The organism is Falsibacillus albus (assembly GCF_003668575.1).
GTDB lineage: Bacteria > Bacillota > Bacilli > Bacillales > DSM-25281 > Falsibacillus > Falsibacillus albus.
The window spans coordinates 1-19,853 of the sequence record NZ_RCVZ01000027.1; the positions used below are offsets into that span (position 1 = coordinate 1).

General features: G+C 45.1%; 24 protein-coding genes. 7 read left to right on the forward strand and 17 right to left on the reverse strand.

Translation table 11 applies throughout. The features are described from left to right. Positions 1-311 precede the first annotated feature (311 nt). The 9 genes from D9X91_RS21510 to D9X91_RS21550 form a co-directional block, all read right to left on the reverse strand. A complete protein-coding gene (locus tag D9X91_RS21510) occupies positions 312-1,622 on the reverse strand; it encodes a pyrimidine-nucleoside phosphorylase (protein ID WP_121682715.1) in 1,311 nt (436 codons plus the stop codon). Between the two features lie 22 nt (positions 1,623-1,644). Next, on the reverse strand, positions 1,645-2,460 hold the full coding sequence (locus D9X91_RS21515) for a purine-nucleoside phosphorylase (protein ID WP_121682716.1): 816 nt from the start codon (positions 2,458-2,460) through the stop codon (positions 1,645-1,647). A gap of 2 nt (positions 2,461-2,462) precedes the next feature. After that, positions 2,463-3,650: a phosphopentomutase gene (gene deoB, locus D9X91_RS21520; RefSeq protein WP_121682717.1), complete on the reverse strand. Its 1,188-nt coding sequence runs from the start codon at positions 3,648-3,650 to the stop codon at positions 2,463-2,465. Positions 3,651-3,863: 213 nt separating this feature from the next. Beyond that, positions 3,864-4,757 (reverse strand): site-specific tyrosine recombinase XerD, encoded by an 894-nt coding sequence (xerD, locus tag D9X91_RS21525; protein ID WP_121682718.1) that lies wholly within the window; start codon positions 4,755-4,757, stop codon positions 3,864-3,866. Positions 4,758-4,762: 5 nt separating this feature from the next. Next, positions 4,763-4,990, reverse strand: coding sequence for a YqzK family protein (locus D9X91_RS21530; protein WP_121682719.1), 228 nt, complete (start codon positions 4,988-4,990; stop codon positions 4,763-4,765). A 125-nt stretch (positions 4,991-5,115) separates the two neighbouring features. Then, positions 5,116-5,577 (reverse strand): ferric iron uptake transcriptional regulator, encoded by a 462-nt coding sequence (gene fur / locus D9X91_RS21535; RefSeq protein WP_121682720.1) that lies wholly within the window; start codon positions 5,575-5,577, stop codon positions 5,116-5,118. Between the two features lie 529 nt (positions 5,578-6,106). Then, a complete protein-coding gene (gene spoIIM / locus D9X91_RS21540; protein WP_121682721.1) occupies positions 6,107-6,754 on the reverse strand; it encodes a stage II sporulation protein M in 648 nt (215 codons plus the stop codon). A gap of 109 nt (positions 6,755-6,863) precedes the next feature. Beyond that, the gene (locus D9X91_RS21545) at positions 6,864-8,024 is read right to left on the reverse strand and encodes an endonuclease Q family protein (protein WP_121682722.1); all 1,161 of its coding nucleotides are present in this window, start codon (positions 8,022-8,024) and stop codon (positions 6,864-6,866) included. Continuing rightward, the gene (locus D9X91_RS21550) at positions 8,024-8,575 is read right to left on the reverse strand and encodes an NUDIX domain-containing protein (RefSeq protein WP_121682723.1); all 552 of its coding nucleotides are present in this window, start codon (positions 8,573-8,575) and stop codon (positions 8,024-8,026) included. The genes D9X91_RS21545 and D9X91_RS21550 overlap by 1 nt, the downstream gene beginning before the upstream one ends. Before the next feature lie 74 nt (positions 8,576-8,649). Here D9X91_RS21550 and mciZ point away from each other — a divergent pair, with 74 nt between their 5' ends. Both mciZ and D9X91_RS21560 read left to right on the forward strand, forming a co-directional pair. Next, complete coding sequence (mciZ, locus tag D9X91_RS21555) at positions 8,650-8,784, forward strand: Z-ring formation inhibitor MciZ (RefSeq protein ID WP_121682724.1); 135 nt, start codon at positions 8,650-8,652, stop codon at positions 8,782-8,784. Between the two features lie 86 nt (positions 8,785-8,870). After that, complete coding sequence (locus D9X91_RS21560) at positions 8,871-9,794, forward strand: aldo/keto reductase (RefSeq protein ID WP_121682725.1); 924 nt, start codon at positions 8,871-8,873, stop codon at positions 9,792-9,794. Positions 9,795-9,838: 44 nt separating this feature from the next. Here the strand turns inward: D9X91_RS21560 and D9X91_RS21565 are convergent, their stop codons facing one another. The 5 genes from D9X91_RS21565 to D9X91_RS21585 form a co-directional block, all read right to left on the reverse strand. Next, positions 9,839-10,369, reverse strand: coding sequence for a GrpB family protein (locus D9X91_RS21565; protein ID WP_121682726.1), 531 nt, complete (start codon positions 10,367-10,369; stop codon positions 9,839-9,841). Further along, the gene (locus D9X91_RS21570) at positions 10,369-10,623 is read right to left on the reverse strand and encodes a YqkE family protein (protein WP_121682727.1); all 255 of its coding nucleotides are present in this window, start codon (positions 10,621-10,623) and stop codon (positions 10,369-10,371) included. Before D9X91_RS21570 ends, D9X91_RS21565 begins: the two co-directional genes overlap by 1 nt. A gap of 301 nt (positions 10,624-10,924) precedes the next feature. Beyond that, entirely contained in the window at positions 10,925-11,593 is a 669-nt protein-coding gene (locus tag D9X91_RS21575; protein ID WP_121682728.1) for a 3-oxoacid CoA-transferase subunit B, read from the reverse strand. 21 nt (positions 11,594-11,614) lie between these two features. Next, positions 11,615-12,307, reverse strand: a complete 693-nt coding sequence (locus tag D9X91_RS21580; protein WP_121682729.1) for a CoA transferase subunit A — start codon at positions 12,305-12,307, stop codon at positions 11,615-11,617. A gap of 77 nt (positions 12,308-12,384) precedes the next feature. Beyond that, the gene (locus D9X91_RS21585; protein WP_121682730.1) at positions 12,385-13,572 is read right to left on the reverse strand and encodes an acetyl-CoA C-acetyltransferase; all 1,188 of its coding nucleotides are present in this window, start codon (positions 13,570-13,572) and stop codon (positions 12,385-12,387) included. 151 nt (positions 13,573-13,723) lie between these two features. On the opposite strand from D9X91_RS21585, the gene D9X91_RS21590 reads away from it, so the two are divergent. The 4 genes from D9X91_RS21590 (at position 13,724) to D9X91_RS21600 (ending at position 16,778) form a co-directional block, all read left to right on the forward strand. After that, on the forward strand, positions 13,724-14,638 hold the full coding sequence (locus D9X91_RS21590; RefSeq protein ID WP_121682731.1) for a hydroxymethylglutaryl-CoA lyase: 915 nt from the start codon (positions 13,724-13,726) through the stop codon (positions 14,636-14,638). 64 nt (positions 14,639-14,702) lie between these two features. Beyond that, entirely contained in the window at positions 14,703-14,834 is a 132-nt protein-coding gene (locus tag D9X91_RS23080; protein WP_267900826.1) for a hypothetical protein, read from the forward strand. Positions 14,835-14,952: 118 nt separating this feature from the next. Continuing rightward, the gene (locus tag D9X91_RS21595) at positions 14,953-15,876 is read left to right on the forward strand and encodes an alpha/beta hydrolase (RefSeq protein WP_121682732.1); all 924 of its coding nucleotides are present in this window, start codon (positions 14,953-14,955) and stop codon (positions 15,874-15,876) included. Continuing rightward, a complete protein-coding gene (locus D9X91_RS21600) occupies positions 15,876-16,778 on the forward strand; it encodes an aminoglycoside phosphotransferase family protein (protein ID WP_158598390.1) in 903 nt (300 codons plus the stop codon). The genes D9X91_RS21595 and D9X91_RS21600 overlap by 1 nt, the downstream gene beginning before the upstream one ends. Positions 16,779-17,177: 399 nt before the next feature. Here the strand turns inward: D9X91_RS21600 and D9X91_RS21605 are convergent, their stop codons facing one another. Beyond that, on the reverse strand, positions 17,178-17,510 hold the full coding sequence (locus tag D9X91_RS21605) for an iron-sulfur cluster biosynthesis family protein (RefSeq protein WP_121682734.1): 333 nt from the start codon (positions 17,508-17,510) through the stop codon (positions 17,178-17,180). A 140-nt stretch (positions 17,511-17,650) separates the two neighbouring features. Between D9X91_RS21605 and D9X91_RS21610 the strand changes: the two genes are divergently transcribed. Further along, positions 17,651-17,869, forward strand: coding sequence for a CDGSH iron-sulfur domain-containing protein (locus D9X91_RS21610; protein ID WP_121682735.1), 219 nt, complete (start codon positions 17,651-17,653; stop codon positions 17,867-17,869). A 49-nt stretch (positions 17,870-17,918) separates the two neighbouring features. On the opposite strand, the gene D9X91_RS21615 is transcribed toward D9X91_RS21610, so the two are convergent. Together D9X91_RS21615 and D9X91_RS21620 are read right to left on the reverse strand one after the other, a co-directional pair. Continuing rightward, positions 17,919-18,251 carry a YolD-like family protein gene (locus D9X91_RS21615; RefSeq protein WP_121682736.1) on the reverse strand — a complete coding sequence of 111 codons (333 nt, stop codon included), beginning with the start codon at positions 18,249-18,251 and terminating at the stop codon, positions 17,919-17,921. A gap of 18 nt (positions 18,252-18,269) precedes the next feature. Then, positions 18,270-19,532, reverse strand: a complete 1,263-nt coding sequence (locus D9X91_RS21620) for a Y-family DNA polymerase (RefSeq protein WP_121682737.1) — start codon at positions 19,530-19,532, stop codon at positions 18,270-18,272. Positions 19,533-19,853: the final 321 nt, after the last annotated feature.

Below are 19,853 nucleotides of genomic sequence, written 5' to 3' on the forward strand. Positions count from 1 at the left end.
GGGCATCAGATCGTCATTCTGGTTACCTTTATTTCTATTTCTCCTTACCAAGGGCATCAGATCCTCCATCTTAGTTCCCAATTCTTCTGTTCAAAGCATTAAATAGTTGTTCCTGCAGCAGATAATCCGCTTCCTGAATATGTAGACATAGATAACCTTGAAACAAGATGCACCACATTTCAAAAATAACTGTTTATTCCCTTCAGCATTCATATAAAAAATGACAAAAGGCATCGGGAACTTTACTTCCCGATGCCTTTTACCGGCAAATGAAAAAGCTGACGGCCACAGGCCATCAGCTTTTTTTTGTATTATTTATTAAAGTGCACTTCTTCATGAATCAATGTAGGTGCTTCAACTTTATTTTTGGAAATGGAAATGTTCGAGTAAAGTTTTTCTTTTACCTCATCTACATTTTCTTGGTTTGCGTAGATCGTTGCGAGCGACTCGCCTTTTTTGACGGAATCGCCGATTTTCTTCCTTAGCATCAGTCCTACGGCTAGATCGATTTCTGATTCCTTCGTCGCGCGTCCTGCACCTAAAAGCATTGCAGCAGTACCGATTTCATCTGCAACGATTTCGGAAACATAGCCATCCTCTTTCGCTTCAAGTTCGAAAATGTATTTTGCCTGCGGAAGTTTTTCTGGCTGATCGACAACGGAATCATCCCCGCCTTGTGCTTTTAGGAAGACCTTGAAAGCTTCAAGCGCAGATCCGTCTTTCATCGCTTCGATCAGCATTCCTTTTGCTTCTTCGATGCTTGAAGCTTTCTCTGCTAGAACCACCATATTGCTTCCCAGTGATAAACATAGTTCCGTCAGATCATCTGGACCTTCCCCTTTAAGGGTGTCGATCGCTTCCTTCACCTCAAGGGCATTTCCGATTGCAAAACCAAGCGGCTGGCTCATGTCTGAAATGACAGCCATTGTCTTTCTGCCGACATTATTCCCGATATTCACCATTGCCTGAGCCAAGTCACGTGAATCATCCAGGGTCTTCATGAACGCCCCGGCACCGGTTTTTACATCAAGTACAATTGCATCGGCACCTGCAGCGATTTTCTTGCTCATGATTGAACTGGCAATCAGAGGGATTGAATTGACAGTTGCCGTCACGTCTCTGAGTGAATAAAGCTTTTTATCGGCTGGGGTCAGATTTCCGCTTTGGCCGATGACAGCAATTTTATTTTCATTGACTAAACGGATAAATTCATCATTTTCGATCTCAACATGAAATCCTTCTACGGATTCAAGCTTGTCTATCGTGCCGCCAGTATGCCCCAATCCTCTGCCGCTCATTTTTGCGACAGGAACACCAACTGCTGCCACCAATGGTCCCAGTACGAGCGTTGTCGTGTCGCCTACCCCGCCTGTTGAGTGCTTATCCACTTTAATACCGTTGATCGCACTCAAATCGATTGTATCGCCGGAATGCACCATTGCCATTGTTAAGTCAGCCCGCTCCTGCTCTGTCATACCTTGGAAATATACGGCCATCGTCCAGGCACTCATCTGATAATCGGGAATATCCCCTTTTGTATATCCTTCTACTATAAAATTAACTTCTTCGGTACTTAATTCTTTTCCATTACGTTTCTTTTCGATCAAATCGACCATTCTCATGCCGTTCACCACTTTCTTAAAACTAGATTGATTTTATGATTTCTTTTACATATGTTAAGAAATTTGTTCGAACCTTTTCAGTCGTTTCAATGACTTCATCGTGCGTAAGAGGCTGATCCAGAATGCCTGCAGCCATATTGGAAATGCATGAAATCCCAAGGACGTTCATTTGGGCATGGCGAGCCACGATCACTTCCGGCACAGTGGACATCCCTACTGCGTCACCGCCAAGTGTACGGAACATCCTGATTTCTGCAGGTGTTTCATAGGCAGGACCCGTATTCCCCACATATACACCCTCCTGGATCTTGATGTTCAATTTGTCCGCTATGTCTCTTGCAGTGTGTCTCAATTCCTTATTATATGCCTCTGACATATCAGGAAAGCGCACACCTAGCCTTCCATCATTCGGACCAATCAGCGGATTTCCGCCCATATTGTTGATGTGATCTGAAATAATCATCAGATCGCCGGGCTCAAAGCTCTCATTTACCCCGCCAGCTGCATTTGTAACGATTAAAGTTTCCACTCCCAATGCTTTCATTACGCGCACAGGAAATGTGACCTGATCGAATTCATAGCCTTCGTAGTAATGAAATCTCCCTTGCATTGCCACTACTTCTTTTCCGCTCAATTGTCCAAACACAAGCTGTCCGGCATGTCCGGCAACTGTTGAAATTGGAAAATCAGGAATTTCATTATATGGAATTCGAACCGGGTTCTCAATTTCATCAGCCAAAACACCAAGTCCCGATCCTAAAATAAGACCAATGGATGGAGTTCCAGTATATTTGTTTTTTAGAAAGTCAGATGCTTTCTGGATTTGTTCAAGATTCATGTTTATTCCCCTTTAAGATCATTTAAGAAGCTTTCCCCGTATTCAGGCAGTTTCACGCCGAAATTTTCTGCAACCGTCGCGCCGATATCCGCGAACGTTTTTCTGATCGGAAGCTCTTTACCTCCATGCATCCTTGTAGAGTATACAAGCAAAGGAACATATTCACGCGTATGATCCGTTCCATGATGTACAGGATCATTCCCGTGGTCTGCCGTTATGATCAATAAATCTTCATCCGTCATCTTTTCAAAAACTTCAGGCATTCTGGCATCGAATTCCTCCAACGCCTTTCCATAGCCTTCCGGGTCGCGGCGATGACCGTACAACGCATCAAAATCAACCAAGTTCAAAAAGCTTAGTCCTGTGAACTCCTTGTCCATCACCTTGATCAATTGATCCATTCCATCCATATTGGACTTTGTCCGGATCGCTTCTGTCACACCTTCCCCATCATAAATGTCTGAAATTTTCCCGAGAGCGATCACGTCATAATCTGCATCCTTCAATTCATTCATGACGGTACGATCGAAAGGCTTCAGTGCATAGTCGTGACGGTTGGATGTTCTGGTAAATTTGCCTGGTTCTCCAAGGAACGGCCTCGCAATTACCCTGCCGACCATATATTTTTCATCAAGGGTAAGCTCCCTGGCAATTTCACAAATCTTGTAAAGCTCATCCAACGGGACGATTTCCTCATGCGCAGCAATCTGCAAAACCGAATCAGCGGATGTGTAGACAATCAGGCTGCCAGTTTCCATCTGTTCTTTCCCGAGTTCATCCAAAATCTCTGTTCCGCTGGCAGGCTTGTTTCCGATTACTTTCCGCCCTGTTTTTTCTTCCAACTCGTTGATGAGTTCATCTGGAAATCCTTCAGGGAAAACCTTGAACGGAGTTTCGATATGAAGGCCCATAATCTCCCAATGACCGGTCATCGTATCCTTTCCATTCGATGCTTCCTGCATTTTTGTATAGTAAGCCAGTGGCTTTTCAGCTTTTTCGATCCCTTTGATCTCCCGAATATTTGAAAGGCCGAGCTTGCCTAGATTCGGCATGTTCAAGCCTCCCATTTGCTCTGCAATGTGACCGAAAGTATCTGCTCCAAGATCATTGAATCTCCCTGCGTCGGGAGCTTCACCGATGCCCACTGAATCCATGACGACGAGGTGGATCCTTTTATATGTATCGTTCATTTTTTAATTCCTCCTAAATCTCAAAGTAAAGCGTTTTCAATGATGCTATTATCATACCCCTTTTTTTGGGGGATTACCAACCCGGACATACGTCAGAAGTCTGACATCTATATTGTAATTCAAAAACACTCTTTTTGACAAGCAAAAAAGCCAGCCGATCTATCACCGTCTGGCTTTTAGCCGCTATACCTAGAATGGAAGTTTCATAGATTGCTATGCTCTTGGATGGAATTTGGAATATACGTCTTTAAGCCTTGTTTTTGTTACATGCGTGTAGATTTGTGTGGTAGAAATATCTGCATGTCCCAGCATTTCCTGCACCGCCCTCAGATCGGCCCCATTTTCCAATAAATGAGTCGCAAATGAATGACGCAACGTATGCGGCGTCAAATCCTTTTCAATGTTGGCTTTCTTTGCAAGCCCTTTTAAGATCTTCCAAAATCCTTGTCGTGTCAGCCCATTGCCATGATGATTCAAAAATAGGGCATCTGTTTTATACTTCGGAGATCTCAACTTTGTACGCCCGTCCTTTAAATAATCCTCCAATGCCGAGGCAGCTGTCCTTCCCAACGGAATGATCCGTTCTTTATTGCCCTTTCCAATGCATCTGACAAAGCCCATTGTCAGATGTACATCGTCAACATTCAAACTGATGAGTTCGCTCACTCGAATCCCTGTGGCATATAATATTTCAAGCATAGCCTTATCCCTGATGCCAAAAGGAGGTGCATCGACAGGCGCTTCAAGCAAGGATTCAACCTCCCCGAGGCTGAGCACCTTCGGGAGTGTCCTTCCCTGTTGAGGTGATTCAATATGGACGGATGGATCTTGATCCACTGCTTTTTCCCGTAATAGAAATTGATGAAACGAACGGATGGATGCTACATGCCTAGCTACCGTCCTCACAGATTTCCCCTGATTTTTCAAGTGTCCTAAAAACTGAACGATGTGCACTCGGGACACATCGTTCAAGGAAGACACTACTTCTACATTCAATAAATACTTCAAATAATTTTTCAAGTCCCGTTCATAGGATACTACAGTGTTTTTCGCTAATCCTTTTTCAACAATCATATAATGGATGAAATCCTTTAAACGATCTTCCACTCTCACTACTCCCCGTCTACATAAAAAAATATTAGCCGGTTGAACCAATCCACAGTTTCTCCTGTTGCACTATTGAACACCTTCACTGCTGATCCTTCCGGTTCATCATATCGATGCTGATCTTGATATTCTTGGTTTACCCACATAATACCACAGTAAAAGAGAATCGTGCATCCGGTAAACAATATGAATACTCTGAATGACTGCCATAGTAATTTTATCCACGCACCCAAAGGTCTTCTACCCCTTTTGATTTAGTTTCATTAATACAAGCTATGCCAGTCTGAAAGCATTTTATACCTTGGATGCTTTATTTAAATATAAATAAGACCTTTTCATATCGAAAAGGTCTTTTATTTCACTCTGAGCTTTCATCGCTATCCTTTTCCTGGCAGCGCCAGCAGATGCCGTGAAAGGTCAGGCGGTGGTCTTTTATTTTGAAATTCCAATCTTTTTCTACAACTTTTTCAACATCACCCAAAAGGTCATCCTGAATTTCATCAACTGCCCCGCATTCTATACAGACAAGGTGATGATGGAAATGCGCAGCGCCTTCCTGCCGTAAATCATAGCGCGATACTCCATCACCGAAATTGATTTTATCCACGACTTTCAATTCGGTTAATAGCTCCAATGTCCGATATACGGTTGCCAGCCCAATTTCAGGGGATTTATCTTTAACGAGAAGGTAAACATCTTCTGCACTTAAATGATCCTCTTCATGTTCAAGCAATACTCTTACAGTGGCCTCCCTCTGTGGAGTAAGCTTGTAGCTAGCCGAATGCAGTTGTTTTTTTATTCGATCGATTCTACCTTCCATGTCAAGAGCCCCTCCCTAGCCATTGTCTTCATTATTATACCAAACAGAATAAAATAAGCAAAATAAAATTATTATTACTAACTAAAAGGAATGATTATCTTTTTAGAATAATTTTAAAAATAATAAATATTGAATAAGGATTGTAAATTCAATGTCGAGCATAGAAGAGGTGCCGTCGTCTGTAAAATCGCCAATAAAAAGACTGGAACCACAAAGGTTGTTGTTCGCGTGAAGGTGAGACCCCACAGCGAAGTGAGTAGAGGGTTGGCGGATGTTCAATTAAGTTCGGCACGTCCTCGAAAAATGTAAGGCATTTTTCTTCGTGCGATGTGTCGCTGCCGAAGTGTTCCTTGTCCTGTGCCAACATCGAACGACCTCACTTCGTGTGAGGCCCCTCGGAAAGCGAGCATCCTTCTGCGGAAATCAATCTTGCACCGACTTTGGCTTATATCTTTAAATATTGAGAATGCAGCCAAACAAAATAACCCCTGACCGATTCAGCCAGGGCATGTAAGTTTTCGATTGAATTTTATGATTTCAGTGTAGAGACGATCGATTTCATCAAGGCCGGCGATAAGTACGCTTCAATGCTTGCCGAAACGGAAATGATTCCGATGGCTATAATAAAAGCTGCGGCATATCTCATGAAAAGTGGAGCAAAAACAAAATTCATCCCCTGTTTTATAAAGATCTTCCTGATCAGCTTTAATGAAAAGCCCACAGATAAAACGGTGATAAAAATAAAGACGGGAATAATCAATAGATTCTGAGGCAGTACGGTAACTACAGAAAGCAAAAATCCTCCCCAGCCCATTTTATTGACCAAGAATCCAACCGTAAACCCAACCACTACCCCCTTCATGAATAAGAGGATAAGAATCAACGGCAAACCGATGATGGAGATGCCAAGAATCCAAATCAAGCCCAAAAATTTTACATTATGAAAAAAACTTTGGCGAAATAAATCTTCTGAAGTTGCTACTTTCCCATCTGCAACCTGTCCGAAAAATTGGCTCAAGTAATAAAATAAATCTTCCTTTTGTCCATACGATAAACTATTCACAACCACCGCGCCAAAGATGACACCCATTAAAAAAAGCACGACGATGAATGAATAAATAGAGGAGTTATCCTGAATATGTTGAGTGAGTGGGTTGGACGAGATTCTTTTCCGCATCTAATTTCCTCCTAAGCTTTGTTAGTAATATGTATGCGGAAAATGTCCATTCTATACCTTGCCCGTCCCCGATCTCCTTATTTAATCTCCCCTATCCACCCGATTCATTTTAACGCTTGACCTTCCCGTATCTCCCCGCGCCGCCAGCTGCAATTTTCAGCGTTCCGCTTCTGGCTGCCATGATTAGATTCACAATTCTTTCCGGAATGATTTCTAATAAATCTTCCCGCTTGCTATCATGCAATATTGCCATCTCAGTTTTATAGACCATCAATAACTTCTGAAGTGTTTTCGGTCCCAATCCCGGCAAAAAATCGAGCGGCACTTGATGGATATATCTTGGACGGCCAGGTTTGCGCTCTGAATCCGCCAATTCAGCGATACGATTGGATACTCCTTTGACAGATGAGGATGATCCACACTTTTGACATCCCCCCTGAACTGGCCACGGCTCCGAGCATTTGGCACAGGCGGTCTCATGATACTTTCCAAGCAGCGGATTCAATCCATAATTGACCTCCACTTTTCTCTTCGCCTTTCCTCCTAAAGCCCACTCTAATTCCTTAAAGGTTGGCTCCGCCATTCTGATCGCTTGATACTCCCTACCTATCTTCCCGAGTGAATGAGCATCTGAATTGGTCAAATATGTATAGGGATGAAGCTCCGAAATCTTGTCTGCCATACTTGTATCGGCGCTGAGTCCTAGTTCGACCCCATCAATCATCTCCGGATCCAAGACTTCTTTCAAAGATTTCTCTACGCCTTTCCCATAAAGGCTTTTAAAGGGGGTAAACACATGTGCCGGGATGAACAGCCCTTCTAGTTCTTTTACTTTCTTTTGCAGACTGATGGCTGAAACATATGCACGCTGTGAGCTGAGATGAATGTTCGTCACAAAATCCGCAAGCCAATCGGAAAATCCCCTCATTAACTGCAAGGTCGGAAAATAGGCGAGCACATGAATCGGTCCTTTACAATTTTGATCATAAATTTCTATTTCAGCACCCGGTATCAATGTTACGGAATTGTTATAAAGCAGCCCCCCTTCTTGGAGCTGCCTTAACTCCCCGCTTTCAATCAGAAGATTGATTTCCTGGATGACATTTGGCGAGTGGCAATCAATCACCCCGACCATGTCAATCCCCTTTGGTCTTTCTGCAAACTTTAAGACATTTTCAAGCGTCAGGGATTCAGCTCCAGTTATTTTCACTGGCCTCCCATAAAAATCACGGCCGATATGTATATGCAAATCGACATAGTAGGTGTTCATTACCTGGTTCTTGCCTCATCAAGCATCAAATATTGGACAGCATAAGCTGTTTTGGCATCATGAATCCTTTGTTCCCGGATATATCCTTCGGCTTCTGCCAGGGTCAATTCAACCAGCTCCACGAATTCGTCTTCATCTGCGGGAAGCGCATCTTCCTTTTTCACGATATCCTTCGCTAAATATAAGTGGACAAGTTCATCCGCGAACCCCGGAGATGTATAAAAAGAAATAATATGTTCAAGCTGTTGACAAGAGTAGCCCGTTTCCTCTTCAAGCTCTCTCATTGCTGTATCATATGGTTTTTCACCCGGCTCGAGTTTTCCTGCAGGTATTTCGACAAGTGACCTTTCCAATGCCTTGCGGTACTGCTCGACCATGACAATTTTGTTATCAGGTGTCAAGGCAAGGACGGCTACTGCTCCCGGATGTTTGATGATTTCTCTCTTTGACGTTTTTCCATCCGGCAGCTCAACGATATCTTCTTGCAAGCTGATAATTTTCCCTTTGAAGATTTCTGTGGACTGCAATGTTTTTTCTTCGAATTTTTTCATATTCATCTTCCTTTCGGTTCTTCGTCTCAATCACTTTTCATACATTTTATCATACTATTTCGGGAGGCAAAGCGATGAAGGTTTACGTGACAGATAAAGGGTTTGTCGTTCAAGGAAAAGCGTGGGAGGTAAAGCAGTACCTTAAAATGCAGCAAAGGCGGTATCCTCGCGTCGCAGATTGGCTAAAGGATGTTTCCCGGGGAATGTAAAATGTAAACAGCTATGCTTTGCTTATTCTTCATCATATCCTTTACTATTAAGGTATCAAATTATCTAAAGGATGTGTGATGAAGTCATGGATAAACGAACACTCGGAAAATCCAATCTAAAGGTCAGCAAGATGGGCTTGGGATGCATGTCCCTCGGAACCGATGAAACGCATGCACGAAGAATCATCGAAGCCGCGCTCGAGGAAGGCATCAATTACTTCGACACCGCCGATCTGTATGATTTCGGTGAAAATGAGAAGCTGGTCGGAAAAACGCTGAATTCCATTCGTGAAGAAGTGATCATTGCCACAAAGGTCGGCAACCGATGGAATGACGCCAAGGATGGCTGGAGGTGGGACCCTTCCAAGGACTATATTAAAGAAGCTGTGAAAGACAGCTTGAAACGCCTTCATGTTGAATACATCGATCTTTACCAATTGCACGGCGGTACCATCGAAGATCCCATAGACGAAACGATTGAAGCGTTTGAGGAGCTGAAGAGCGAAGGATATATCAAGCAGTATGGAATCTCCTCCATCCGTCCGAATGTCATCACGGAATATGTGAAAAAGTCCTCCATTTCCAGTGTCATGATGCAGTACAGCATCCTTGACCGGCGCCCAGAAGAAATGATGACACTCCTGGAAGAAAACAAAATCAGCGTCGTGACCAGAGGGCCGCTGGCAAAGGGCTTATTGTCCGATAAAGGGCTGGACAAGGCCACAGAGAAAATAAAGGAAGAAGGCTATCTATCCTACTCCTTCCATGAATTAGAAGAATTGCTGTCCTCCTTGAAAGAAAAAATGCTCAGCCATAGAAGCATGACAGAGCTTGCCATTCAATATAATCTAAGCCACCCAGCCGTTGCTGCGGTCGTACCCGGCGCAAGCTCCGTCGAGCAAGTGAAGGAAAATGCCAAGGCTGCCAAAGCGGATCAGCTGAACTTTGAAGAAGTAGAATTGATCAAGCATCTTTCAAAATTCACGAAATACGAACAGCATCGTTCATGATTTTTTAAAAAAGGATGCCCCAAGGATCTCCATTCATCCGAGATCTAGGGGCATCCTTTTTTCCATTTTAACGCTGCTCTTTCCGCTTCCTTTACAAATTCATCCTTCCCGCTGATGTATGAATCGATATCATCAGGGTGCTTGTCGGCCAGTTTTTTCTTTAGAGTGCCGTAGCTCCTTGCCGTATTCGGATGTGCGATCAAATAATCCCTGAATGCAAGGTGCCGTTCGATTTCCGGATGATTTACAGGATAGGCATGGAGGTGGAATAGCCTTGTGCCATCCCCGGTTTCATAAAAAAAATATCTCCTTCCGGCTATCCCGTTTTCTCCTCTTGCAATGTATCCTAGCTTCGATTCAATAAGCGGACTTCTTCTGTCAATCCACGATAAATCAGGAACCTCTGCCAACAAATCAATAATCGGCTTTGCTGCCAAACCCGGCACTGCCGTAGAACCGATATGATGGAAATGTACCTGTTCTTGATCCAGCACCAATGACAGACGGTGTACTTCTGATTGGCAAAACGCTTTCCAGTCGGGCTGATATTCTGTCACTTCAACCTTTCTGGCCATTATTTAAAATCCTTCCAATCCATCGGGCTCTCCTTAAGGAGTTCTTCAAATGATTTGTTTTTTTCACGCTGCTTCCTTTCTTCGCGCTTCCTTTCCTCTTCTGCCTCTTTCTGTTGGATTTCTTCCTTTTCCAGTTCTTTTTGCTTCGCTTTCAATTTATCCAGAAGGTTCGAATCCAAGGCATCCTTCAGCGATAATGGCGCGTCTTGTTCCTGCTTCTTTTGTGTTTGCTGCTGCCGTTTTTTCTTTTTCATGTTTCTACTCCCCTGTTTTTTCTATTATTATAGCATTTTTGGCTGGATTTTCATCCAGGGGGTGTCGATAGTTTTAAGCTTTCTATCCCTTAAAGGATGCTCGCTTTCCGAGGTGCGGGCGGTGAGCTTCCTCGGCTTCGCCTGTGGGGTCTCACCTGACCCGCTAATCCCTCCGGAGTCTCGCACCTTCCGCTCCAATCAACAACATATGATGAATTATTATCAAGAAGATTCATTCAAAAAAACAGTCAACAAAAATGACAAAAGGGACCGAGAAAACATTCTCTCGATCCCCATTGGCTTAAAACGCATCCAATATAACATTTTCATCAACACTTAGTTCCGGCTCCGTGGATCCGAGAATGTCTTCAACCGAAAATCCTTTCGCGACTTCCTTCAGCACAAGCCCGTTTTCCGTTACGTCAATCACTGCCCGATCGGTGATGATGCGGTCCACGACTCCTTTTCCAGTCAACGGAAGGCTGCATTCGTCAAGGATCTTGGAATCTCCATTTTTGTTGACATGATCCATGATGACAATGATTCTCCGGGCACCATGGACAAGGTCCATCGCACCACCCATGCCTTTGATCATCTTGCCGGGAATCATCCAGTTTGCAAGGTCCCCTGACTTGGAAACCTCCATTCCGCCCAAGATCGCGATATCGATATGTCCTCCACGTATCATTGCAAATGATTCCGAACTGTCAAAATAAGACGCTCCTGGAATGGCCGTTACCGTTTCTTTCCCGGCATTGATTAAATCCGCCTCTACATCCTCTTCCTTCGGGTAGGGACCGATGCCAAGCAGACCGTTCTCGGATTGAAGCACCACCTGCTTGTTATCGGATATGTAATTTGCTACAAGCGTCGGCATCCCGATTCCCAAATTCACATAAAAGCCATCTTCAATCTCTTTTTCTGCCCTTCTTGCTATCTTTTCGCGTATAAGCGCTTTATTTACAGTCATCCTTCGCCTCTCCCTTCTTCTTTAAATTGATTGTACAGTACGGCGTTCAATCCGCTTTTCCTGCTTCCCTTTTATCAAACGCTGTACATATATGCTTGGTGTATGGATGTCATTCGGATCCAATTCACCGATTTCATGGAGTTCTTCCACTTCAGCGATTGTGATGCGCCCCGCAGCCGCAATCATAGGGTTGAAATTTCGGGCCGTTTTATTGTAAAGAAGATTCCCCATTTTATCTGCCTTCCATGCTCTGACAAGGCTAAAGTCAGCAGTATAGGCTTCCTCGAGCAAATATTCCTTCCCGTTGAACGTCCTCGTTTCTTTTCCTTCTGCAATCGGTGTTCCTACTCCGGCAGGTGTATAGAATGCCGGGATTCCAGCTCCGCCTGCCCGGATTTTTTCGGCCAATGTTCCTTGAGGCACCAACTCCACTTCGATTTCACCCGAAAGCACTTGGCGTTCGAACTCTTTATTCTCCCCTACATAAGATCCAACCATTTTCTTGATTTGCTTATTTTTCAACAGAAGCCCCAATCCCCAATCATCCACGCCGCAATTGTTGGATATGACCGTCAAATCTTTTACCCCTTTTTCCACCAGGGCAAGAATGAGATTTTCAGGAATCCCGCACAAACCGAACCCCCCGACCATCAATGTCGCACCATCATGAATATCGGCCACGGCTTCTTGAAAAGAAGTATATACTTGTTTCATTCTTTCTCATCTCCTTTTTGTCTAGATTTTTTGTATTATCAATGTTTTTCAGAATTTACATAATTACGAGCGCTCGCTCAGGCAAGTTCAACGACTGTCGCTACACCTTGACCGCCACCGATGCATAGGGTTGCAAGCCCTCTTTTTGCTTCTCTCCGCCTCATTTCGTGAATGAGCGTAACTAGGATCCTTGCACCGCTGGCCCCGATCGGGTGACCGAGTGCAATGGCACCGCCGTTGACATTTAGAATTTCCTTATTGAATTTCAATTCACGGTCCACAGCGAGCGATTGAGCGGCAAATGCTTCATTGGCTTCGATCAATTCCATATCACCCATTGTAAGGTTTGTTTTTTCCATTACCTTCTTCACGGCTGCCACAGGACCGATACCCATAATGCTCGGATCAACGCCAGCATTGGCATTTCCTTTAATCGTCACAAGAGGTGCGATTCCCAGCTCGAGTGCCTTTTTCTTCGACATCACCACAAAAGCAGCCGCTCCATCATTGATGCCCGATGCGTTCCCTGCGGTGACGCTTCCATTCTTTTTGAAAGCAGGACGGAGGCCGGAGAGCTTCTCAGCCGTCGTGCCTTTTTTCACATATTCGTCTGTATCGAAAATAACAGGATCGCCTTTTCTCTGCGGAATTTCCACCGCAACGATCTCATCTTTAAATTTTCCCTCTTCAATTGCTTTTGCAGCCTTCATTTGGCTATCTGCTGAAAACTCATCCTGCTCTTCCCGCGTCACATTGTAGCGCTCACAAAGATTTTCAGCAGTCACGCCCATATGGTAGTCATTGAATGCACACCAAAGACCATCGGAGATCATGCTGTCGATCAGCTTTTGATCGCCCATTTTCAATCCATCCCTGGCATTTTTCAGAAGGTATGGCGCCTGGCTCATGTTTTCCATCCCGCCTGCCACGACCACTTCTGCATCTCCGGATAAAATGGCCTGAGTCGCCAGATGGACCGCCTTTAATCCCGAACCGCAAACCTTATTGATCGTCATTGCGGAAACGCTTTCATGAAGCCCCGCCTTCATAGCCGCCTGCCTTGCCGGGTTCTGTCCCAACCCCGCTTGCAGGACATTTCCCATGATCACTTCCTCGACATGCTCATTTTCCAATCCCGCACGGCTGATTGCTTCTTTTATTACTGCCGCCCCAAGTTCTGGAGCGGATATGTTTTTTAAACTGCCATTGAAACTTCCAATAGCTGTACGAACAGCGCTTACAATTACTACTTCACGATTTTCCACCAGTTGTCCCCTCCTGTTAAAAAATGAAATCTATGAATTATTTTCGATAAAAACAAAAAAAATCCTCTAATTTTGTCAAAAATCCTATTATTCTTGCTTTTCTGTCTAAAACATTTTTACAATAAAGATGATTGTACAGGGAGGGAGAAAGATGACATATCCAAAAAAAGCAACCTTGATCGAGGTCGGTCCACGAGACGGTTTGCAAAATGAAAAAACATTCATTCCGACAGAAGCCAAGACCACCTTCATCCGAAAGTTGAAAGCAGCAGGATTGAAGGAAATGGAACTGACATCCTTCGTTTCACCGAAATGGGTCCCACAAATGAAGGATGCTGCCGATATTGTCTCTTCTTGTTTAGATGATGGACATAATATTGTGCTCGCACCAAATCAAAAAGGCATCGATCGGGTTTTGGGGACAAAGTGTCAAGCTGTAGCGGTTTTCGTAGGGGTTAGTGATTCCTTTAATAAAAAGAACATCAACAAGACGACACGGGAAAGCATGGATGAGCTCAAGCCGATCATTTCCATGCTGAAGGAACGGAATTTCTTTGTCCGTGCCTGCATCTCGACATCCTTTTACTGCCCCTATGAGGGAAAGGTCGATGAACAAGCCGTCCTGGATTTATGCGAAGAATTTGCATTTGCAGGGGTGGATGAACTCAGTGTTGCGGATACGATCGGTATGGCTGCGCCAACCGAAGCGTATTCATTATTTTCCAAACTGCTGAATGAGCTGCCGGATGTTTTGATGACTGCTCATTTTCATGACACAAGAAAAATGGCCCTCGCCAATATTTATGCGGCCCTTCAGGCAGGTATTTCTCGTTTCGATACTTCTGCAGGAGGCCTGGGCGGATGTCCGTTCGCCCCTGGCGCCACAGGCAATGTCGCCACCGAGGACGTAGCCTACATGCTTGAACGGATGGGCATCAGTACAGGCGTAAATCTTCCTTTATTGGTGGATGCCATCGATGGGATCACTCCTTTTTTGTCGCGGACCATCGATAGCGGGTATTATCGTTTGGCCAAGACGGAACAACCTTCTGCAAATCGCTCTTAAGCGTATAATTTTACCTTCCAACGAAAACATTAAAGCTATCTTAATGTGAAGGGAGCTGCCACGAATGAGTCAAAAACGCGACAAAGGCTATAGCCAAAAAGGACAGCCGAACGCCGAAGAAATAAAGAATACAGTTTCGGCTGAAGAAGTAGAAAAAACGGTCCATCCTACGAAGCGACAGAATTCAGAACAATAAATGCATGGCCGATAAGGAAATTGCCCCTCACTTAAGGAGCAGTTTCCTTTTTCTTATGTCTTTTCCAGGAAAAATGGTAAAATAATCTTAACTTTCGAAAAACACGGGGGTCAGCTTGATGAAAAAAGCCATTAAAGCGGTAGGCGGCGCCGCCCTTGTCGCTGTCGGTCTTGGATTATACATTTCAAACCGGCTCATGTATTACAGAAAAAAAGAAGAGCCGTTCATTTATAACCGGGAATTGGAAGCGAAAAGGATCATTCCTGAAGAGTATGAAAGCCTGCCGAAAGAAGAAGTCTGGATTCCATCCTCTTTTGGCTATATGCTCAAGGCTGTCTTTATAAAGCCACATTCCGATTCCCGCCGTTTCATGATATTCTCACACGGTGTATCCGAGAGCAAAACGAATTCCATCAAATATATGAACCTCTTCATCAAAAAAGGCTTCAATGCCGTCCTTTATGACCATCGGCGTCATGGGGAATCCGGAGGGAAGACGAGCAGCTACGGCCATTATGAAAAGAATGACCTGAAGGCTGTCGTGGACGAATTATTGAAGAGGGAAGGAGAAGGCATCATATTCGGCATCCACGGCGAATCGATGGGTGCCGTCACCGCGCTGATGTATGCCGGCACAATGGAGGACCGTGCCGACTTTTATATCGCTGACTGCCCTTTTTCCGACTTTCGGCTGCAGATTTCCCACCAGCTGCAGCAAATCTTGAAGATTCCAGCTAATTGGCTTCTTCCGCTTGCTGATTTTTCGCTTCGTCTCCGCGATGGCTATTCGTTTAAGGATGTAGCCCCGATTCAAGCTGTCGAGCATATCAGCAAGCCCGTCCTATTCATTCACAGTCAGTTGGACACATTCATCCTTCCGGCCATGACTGAGGAGCTGTACCGTCACAAAAAAGGGCCAAAAAAATTATTTTTGGCGGAATACGGAGGACATGCCCAATCACTGAACGAAAACCCTGCCGAATACGAACAGGCGGTTGATGATTTCCTGGATGAATGTGTGTTTAAAAAGGAGGAATCATGATGACCATCCCTTTGACTTTCCAAAAGACCATTATCGGCATGCATAAAGAAAAAGGCGAAAAATGGCTGCAGGAACTTCCCGATTTCCTGCTGAACTGGCAAAAGCAGCAGGAAGCCACCCTGCTTTCCCCATTTGAACTGAGCTACAATTATGTGGCACCCGTTCTATTATCGAATGGACGATCCGCCGTTTTTAAAATCAGCTATCCATCAAAGGAATTTTTGCGCGAAGTGCAGACTTATCAAGCTTTTCAGCAAGGGAAATTTGTCCGCATGCTGGACTGCAGCCTCCAGGATTCCTGGGTCTTGATGGAATACCTTTCACCTGGGACGCCGCTCAAGGAATCGGGCCTTTCAGACTTGGAGAACGTCTCGATTGCAGCCGGCATTCTGCCCACCCTTTGGTCAGCGCCGGACTTTTCAAATTTTCCGACAGTCCGGGAATGGTCAAAAGGGCTGGAGCGGCTCCGCTCCAGATTCTCCGGCAATACGGGTCCACTCCCTGCCCACTGTGTGGAAAAAGCGGAAAAGCTATATGATGAACTGTTTGCTTCCGAACGAGAAGTCCATCTCCTTCACGGGGATTTGCATCATGGAAATATCCTATTCGATGGGGATCAGGGCTGGACTGCCATAGACGCAAAGGGCGTTATCGGCGAAAAGGAGTATGATTGCATCCAATTTATGATCAACGAACTTCAAGATCAGCAAGATCGGCTGTCCGTCCTCCGCGACCGCATTTCCAGATTCTGCGATGTCCTCCAGCTTGACCGGGAGCGAATGATTGCCTGGGGTTTTTGCCACTCTGTCCTATCGGCTGCCTGGTGCATCGAAGACGGACAGAATAGCTGGGAATGGGGGATCGGGTGTGCCGGGTTATTCGATGAATTGATGCAGGAATAGGAAAAGGAGCCTCATCGGCTCCTTTTCTTATTTGTTGGTTTTATTTGGTTCTGCTAAACAACGCTGTTGATTGCCTCTGAGTAAGCTGCCTGCGCTTTTCTTTTTGTCCAGCTCCGGCAGCTAGAGGCTGTGTGATTTCCCTCACCGTGTCTATGATAAGTCATCATCGATTCGGCTTGTGGTTCATCGTGATTCCTTTATCTCACACGGTTCAGTCCAATCTCTTCGCCTCTGAGCAAGCTGCCTGCGCTTTTCTTTTTGTCCAGCTCCGGCAGCTAGAGGCTGTGTGATTTCCCTCACCGTGTCTATGATAAGTCATCATCGATTCGGCTTGTGGTTCATCGTGATTCCTTTATCTCACACGGTTCAGTCCAATCTCTTCGCCTCTGAGCAAGCTGCCTACGCTTTTCCTGTAAATGCCATTCGGCCGTTCAATATTTGGTTTGGGCTTTTGAGCTGGTATGTGTTGCTCGCCTCCGAGAAGTCGATTTTCAGGATGTCATCCAAAAAAATCATTTTTGATTTTTCTACGTAAATCGGCATTTCATTCGTGTCGAGCAGAACGTCGTCGCTTTCGATCAAATCATCGGGACCAACCGCTGTCAGGGTCGGCACTCCGCTCATGACGCAACCGCAGCCTTCCGTTTCATATTTCAGCTTCAATAGTTTTGAGCTTCCGTTCATTTTCTCTCTAATTTTAGCAGCCGCTTGTTCTGTGATGGTGATCTTCATTTCGCAGGCTCCTTTCTGCCATTATCCGTCCATTCTACCACAGCCCTCCTTTTTTCGTCGCGTCTTGCATTTTTTCAGTTTTCCTTTTAACATCATATTATGTTTTACGTTTTTCCAATCTTTCGAAAGGGTGGTTTTTTATGTCAAAGGTGCAGATCAAAGTTAATGACAATGGGCCTTATCGTGTCACAGGAGATGTGGAGCTGATCGATGCGGAAGGCAATGTATTTGAAACAAAGCAAGTGTTTTCCCTCTGCCGCTGCGGGCTTTCCTCCAAGCTTCCATTCTGCGATGCAAGCCATAAAGGAAAATTCGATTCATGCGTGCGCGCCGCAAAAGTGCTTGACGACAAAGAGTAAGCACTGCCCTATCGCTGTCCCTTCTGATTATCGGGGACAGCTTTTTTCATCAGTCATGAAAACGGATGTCTACAATGTTTTCCATTGATACATATTGAGGATCATCAAATGTGTCTACCACATGAAGGCGTTTCTGAAGGGCGTCATAATAGTGGATATAGCCGATCAGCAATTCGTATTGCTTCAATCGATAGTAGGTGATCACAACTTTTTTTCGATCTTCCATCGCCTGGGCCGCAATCTCATTCATTTCTTCCAGCTGCTGTTCATCCAGCTCCACCTTTTCTTTAAAGGAATCTTCTTTCGCCCAATCGCGCAGCATTTTCACATGTTCAGGAAGCATCATCGATGTCCATTTAATTCTGCCTCGATCTCGAATCATTGCATCCCCTCCTTTTCTCTACGATTTATGGCCGCCAACCAGACGGGCACGATGCCTTGCTGTCCCTGCATCGGTATACGATACGGCCCTCAGGAGCGCCCCCGAGCCATAGCGGCGGCGGATCGCATCCATCGTAAACCCCAATTCCCGTTTGCGCATCCGATTCATCTCGAATAAGCTGAGCTGTAATTCGTGATCCTCCACAATATTTGAAAGCGTGATGGAAATTTTCCGAACCGTCTTTTGGACATAGTTTTCCTTAAAGAGCTCCAAACAAGTTTTGTACAAGTCCATTGTAATGTTCGTCGGCTCATCGATCGTCCTTGAACGATGGAATCCCCCTCCGAACTCCTCCTGGCTGTAGCCGATGCCGAGGCTGATGGTCCGGCCCGCTTTCCCGTGGATCCGGGACCGCCTTGCGACCTCTTCGCACATTTCCAAAATGACATGCTTCACCTCTTCTTCCTCTTTATAATCCCGGAGCAAAATCTGACTCTTCCCGAAACTGACCTGTCCTTCCATAATGGGTGCCCCGATATCCGACAGATCCACGCCCCAAGCATGGTGGTACAACTGATTTCCCATGACCCCGAATTTCCGCTCCAGCTTCTCCAGATCATAGCGGGCCAGCTGGCCGACCGAAAAAATCCCCATGCGGTTCAGCGTACGCTCCAAGCGTTTGCCGATCCCCCACATTTCACTTAAGGGGGAAATTTCCCAAAGTTTTTCCTGTACATCCTCATAGGTCCATTCCGCTATTCCATGCTTTTTCGCTTCCAAATCGAGGCAAAGCTTGGACAACAACATGTTCGGGCCGATTCCGATCGCGCATGGCAATTGAAATTCCCGCTCAATTTCATCTTTTATTTTTTTTGCGATTATATGGGCATCCCCCCATATGCGGCTTGCTCCATCCACTTTGATGAAGCTTTCATCGACACTGTACGTATGGATCGCTTCCTTCGGGACGTAGCGATGGAAAAGGCGGGTGATTTCAGTCGAAATCCTGAGGTAAGTCGCCATCTTCGGCTCGACCAGCCGGATCCGCGGATCATTCGGGATTTCAAACAAGCGGGAGCCCGTCTTGATCCCGAACTCCTTTTTTAATTTCGGGGAGGCCGCCAGTACGACGCTCCCTTTCCGTTCGATGTCCCCTACAATGGCAATGTAGCATTCCAGGGGATCGAGGCCCAACATGACCGCCGAGCAGCTGGCATAGAAGCTTTTCATATCGACGCAAAGGATTTTGTGATGCGGGAGCGCACTGTAATCCACAGTCATAGTCTTCACCTGCTATTATTCTTGAAATGATTACGAACACTTGTTCTATTATATGTATGATTGTAATCGAATATACGTTCCCTTTCAATAAAAAATATTTCCTCGTTTGCTGATTCCTAGTAAAAAACACGTTAAAATCACTGGAGGCTACGACGTGGAAAAGGAGAGGAATGGAGGCATCGAGCTGAATGGGCTCATTGAAGATGTGCATGAATATTTGACTGAGAAAAAAATAAAAGCAGCCAGAGAGTTGGCTGCTCAAGGCGTTGTAAATAAGGAACAGAGTCATGGACATTTCCAGGGGTTACATATGCATCCGTG